The 3493-nt window shown below is 69.9% G+C and carries 4 protein-coding genes and 1 pseudogene; 2 read left to right on the top strand and 3 right to left on the bottom strand.

Annotated features, from left to right (window positions below; all coding sequences use genetic code 11):
• The coding region (locus tag G6021_RS02580; RefSeq protein WP_182640610.1) for a DUF222 domain-containing protein at positions 1–850 on the bottom strand (850 nt) is incomplete at its 3' end.
• A 146-nt stretch (positions 851–996) separates the two neighbouring features.
• Between G6021_RS02580 and G6021_RS02585 the strand changes: the two genes are divergently transcribed.
• Positions 997–1347 carry a metalloregulator ArsR/SmtB family transcription factor gene (locus G6021_RS02585; protein ID WP_179523627.1) on the top strand — a complete coding sequence of 117 codons (351 nt, stop codon included), beginning with the start codon at positions 997–999 and terminating at the stop codon, positions 1345–1347.
• Between the two features lie 20 nt (positions 1348–1367).
• On the opposite strand, the gene G6021_RS02590 is transcribed toward G6021_RS02585, so the two are convergent.
• Positions 1368–2882 (bottom strand): SulP family inorganic anion transporter, encoded by a 1515-nt coding sequence (locus G6021_RS02590; protein ID WP_182617146.1) that lies wholly within the window; start codon positions 2880–2882, stop codon positions 1368–1370.
• Positions 2883–2982: 100 nt separating this feature from the next.
• Here G6021_RS02590 and G6021_RS02595 point away from each other — a divergent pair, with 100 nt between their 5' ends.
• Positions 2983–3336, top strand: coding sequence for a MerR family transcriptional regulator (locus G6021_RS02595; protein WP_182617149.1), 354 nt, complete (start codon positions 2983–2985; stop codon positions 3334–3336).
• Here the strand turns inward: G6021_RS02595 and G6021_RS17065 are convergent.
• Positions 3337–3493: pseudogene (locus G6021_RS17065) on the bottom strand (pyridine nucleotide-disulfide oxidoreductase); the annotation flags it as partial.

A 3493-nucleotide genomic window follows, 5' to 3' on the forward strand; every position in this document is an offset into this window, starting at 1 on the left:
CCGGCGCGAGATCGGTGGCACGGGCGCGGCCCCGGTCTCCGCACACCAGGGACAGCAGGGCGTCCGCGCGGCGTTCGGGCACCGGATAGTTCGACATGTCCGCCCCCTCGGCGTCGGCGCGGGCCTGCGCTGATTCCGCGGGGGTGTCCGGGGCGGGGTTGGCGAACTCTGCGGCGCGCTGGTCGATGGCCTCTGCCAGCACAGCGGCCTCGTCGGAGGCCAGGGTGGCCCACAGGTTGGTCATGCCGTCGGCGCCCTTGCGGATGTGGACTCCGCGTCCGCGGGCGGCGGCGTCTCTTCGTTCGCGGATCCCGTTGGCGTCGTAGCGGGCGATGATCGCGTCGACGGAGTCGCGCACCGACCGGGCGCCCGGACGCTCGCCGGCCTCGATGGCGGCGAGGTAGTCCTCCACGACCTCCTGCTGAACCCGGGACAGGACGGCCGGATCGACCGTGGCCATCTGACGGGCCAACAACTCGGCTGCGCGCTGTTCCATCCGACCGGCCGAGAGCGCCTCCATGACGGCCGGGTAGCGCTCGGTCAGGTCCGCGGCGAGGCTGATCATGGCGGCGGCGCGGCCAGAGGAGATGGGCATCGACGCCACGACGTAGCCGGTGCACACGTCGAACGGGTCGACCACCGCGTGCCCGGGCGGGGAACCGTCCCCCGCCCCGGCCTCGTCCTGGCGCACGCACTCGCGGAACAACTCGTAACACGCGGCCAGGCGGGCCCCGGCGGCGCGATTCTCCGCCACCCAGGTGTCGCGGGCGGAATCGGACAACCTCCCGAGCAGGGACGGGTGACCAGAACGACCGACCCCACTTGTCGCGCCACCAGCCGTCTCGTCCACGCCCTCACCTCCACCCGTACGCCCACTCGTACGTCGCCGTCACATTGTATCGAACTAGTGTTCTAGTATACGCACACACTTTCGAATGGGCAAGGGGGGACATCCACAGGCCTCCCCCGCCCCGGTCGTCCGGGTAACCTGGGACCATGACCTCGCCCGAATCCGCCGAATACTGCTGCATCGCCGGCGCGAACGGGCCGCTCACCCAGGCCGAGGCCGAAGCCGCGGCGGCCCGGTTCAAGGCCCTGGCCGACCCCATGCGCCTCCGCCTGCTCTCGCACATCGCGGCGGCGGAGTGCGATGACGTCTGCGTGTGCACCCTCACCGAACCGCTGGGGATCTCCCAGCCCACCGTGAGTCATCACATGAAGAAGCTGGTCGAGGCGGGACTCGTCACCCGCGAACAACGAGGCCGGATGGCGCACTACAGCATCGTCCCGGAGGCGTTCTCCCAGATCCGCGACATCGTCGACGTCCGAGGCCTCCGCCTCGCCTGAGGACGACCCCGAACAGTCGCTCAGTGCCCGGCGCCGAGCCTGCCCGAGAGCTTGTCGAGCCGCTCCCTGCTGGCACCGTCGAGTCCGATCACCGTGAGGGTCTTGCCCTTGGCCGCATACTTCTGCTGCACGGCGTCGAGCGTGGCGACGGTCGAGGCGTCCCAGATGTCGGCGTCGGTGAGATCGAGTACCACGTGCTCGGGGTCGCCGGAGTAGTCGAACCGGTACACGAGGTCGTTGCTCGAGGCCCAGAACAGCTCGCCCGTGACCCGGTAGGTGCGGGTGTCGACCGCCCCGTCGTGGTCCGTGTCGAGCTCGGCGACCTTCTCGATGGTCGTCATGTGCGCGACCCGGCGCGCGAACATGATCATCGCCGTGACCACCCCCAGGATCACGCCGATCGCGAGGTTGTGGGTCCACACCGTCGCCGCCACGGTGACGACCATGACGAGGGTCTCCGACAGCGGCATCAGCCGCAGTGTCCGGGGATGGATCGAGTGCCAGTCCATGGTCCCCACCGAGACCATGATCATCACCGCGACCAGTGCGGCCATCGGGATCAGTCCGACGACGTCGCCCAGGACGACGACGAGGACCAGCAGGAACACGCCGGCGAGCAGGGTGGACAGCCGCGTCCGTGCGCCCGAGGCCTTGACGTTGATCATCGTCTGCCCGATCATCGCGCAACCGCCCATCCCGCCGAAGAAACCGGTGACGAGGTTGGCGACGCCCTGACCCCAGCCCTCACGCGTCTTGTCGGAGTGCGTCTCCGTGATGTCGTCGACCAACTTGGCCGTCATCAGCGACTCCATGAGCCCCACGAGCGCCATGGCGAGCGCGTAGGGGGCGATGATCTGCAGCGTCTCCAGGGTGAGCGGCACGTCCGGCAGCAGGAGGGTCGGCAGCGACCCGGGCAACTCGCCCTGGTCGTGCACGTTGGGGACCGACCACCCCACCCAGACCACCACGATCGTCAGGGCCACGATCGCGATCAGGGGCGCGGGGATCACCGTGGTGAGCCTGGGAAAGAACACGAGGACGAGCAGCCCCACCGCCACCAGCGGGTACACCAGCCACGGCACGCCCACCAGGTGCGGGATCTGGGCGGAGAAGATGAGGATCGCGAGCGCGTTGACGAATCCGACCATCACCGAGCGTGGGATGAACCGCATCAGCCTCGCGACCCCGAACACGCTCAGCAGCACCTGCAGCACCCCGGCCAGGAGGACCGTGGCGATGAGGTGGTCCAGTCCGTGCTCGAGCACGACCGGCGCCACGACGAGCGCGATCGCTCCCGTGGCCGCCGAGATCATCGCCGGGCGTCCTCCGGTGAAGGCGATCGTGACCGCCATGGTGAAGGACGCGAACAGACCGACCCGGGGGTCGACGCCCGCGAGGATGGAGAACGAGATCGCCTCCGGGATGAGCGCGAGGGCCACCACGAGGCCGGCGAGCACCTCGGTCCGCAGCCGGGCGGGGGAGGAGAACGCGGCGCGGAACGAGGGCAGCACGCCGGTCGGGAACTCGGTGCTCACGGATCACCTACAGTCGGGGTCAGGACTCTCACACGGCGTGAGAGTAGAAAGCTACCGTAACGGGAGAGTTGTGGGCGGGCCAAGTCGCGGCGAGCAGACCATGAAGATCGGCGAGGTCGCCGAGCGCACCGCGCTGTCGATCCGGAGCCTGCGGCACTACGACGAACTCGGTCTGGTCATCCCCTCCGCACACTCCCGGGGCGGGTTCCGCCTGTACACGCCGGGGGACGTCGAGCGGCTCCTGCTCATCCGCCGGATGAAGCCCCTGGGGTTCAGCCTGGAACGCATGCGCGACTTCTGCCGGGCCCTGGACCGCCGAGCCGACGACCCGGCGGGATCGGCCGCGCTGATCGCCGAGATCGAGGCTGAGGCCACCGAACGGCTCGAGCGACTGCGGACCCACCTGGGCTATGCGGAGGAGTTCGTCGAGATCGTCGCGCGCCTCAGGGCCTGATCACCGGCCGAGAGCTGCGGCCACGGCCGCCTTCGCCCACTGACCGACCCCGATGAGGGTCGCCGAGGCCGCGCCGCACCAGTCGCCGTAGCCGAGCAGGAACAGCCCGGGCACGTCCGGCACCACGGGCCCGTCGGCGACCACCCGGCCGCCGACC

The sequence above is a fragment of the Dietzia sp. CW19 genome, from assembly GCF_014145265.1.
Classification (GTDB): domain Bacteria; phylum Actinomycetota; class Actinomycetes; order Mycobacteriales; family Mycobacteriaceae; genus Dietzia; species Dietzia natronolimnaea.

Excerpts from the sequence above, each read along its gene's own strand:
- G6021_RS02585 (WP_179523627.1), top strand. The coding sequence starts at position 997 with ATGACCTCGCCCGAATCCGCCGAATACTGCTGCATCGCCGGCGCGAAC.
- G6021_RS02595 (WP_182617149.1), top strand. The coding sequence starts at position 2,983 with ATGAAGATCGGCGAGGTCGCCGAGCGCACCGCGCTGTCGATCCGGAGC.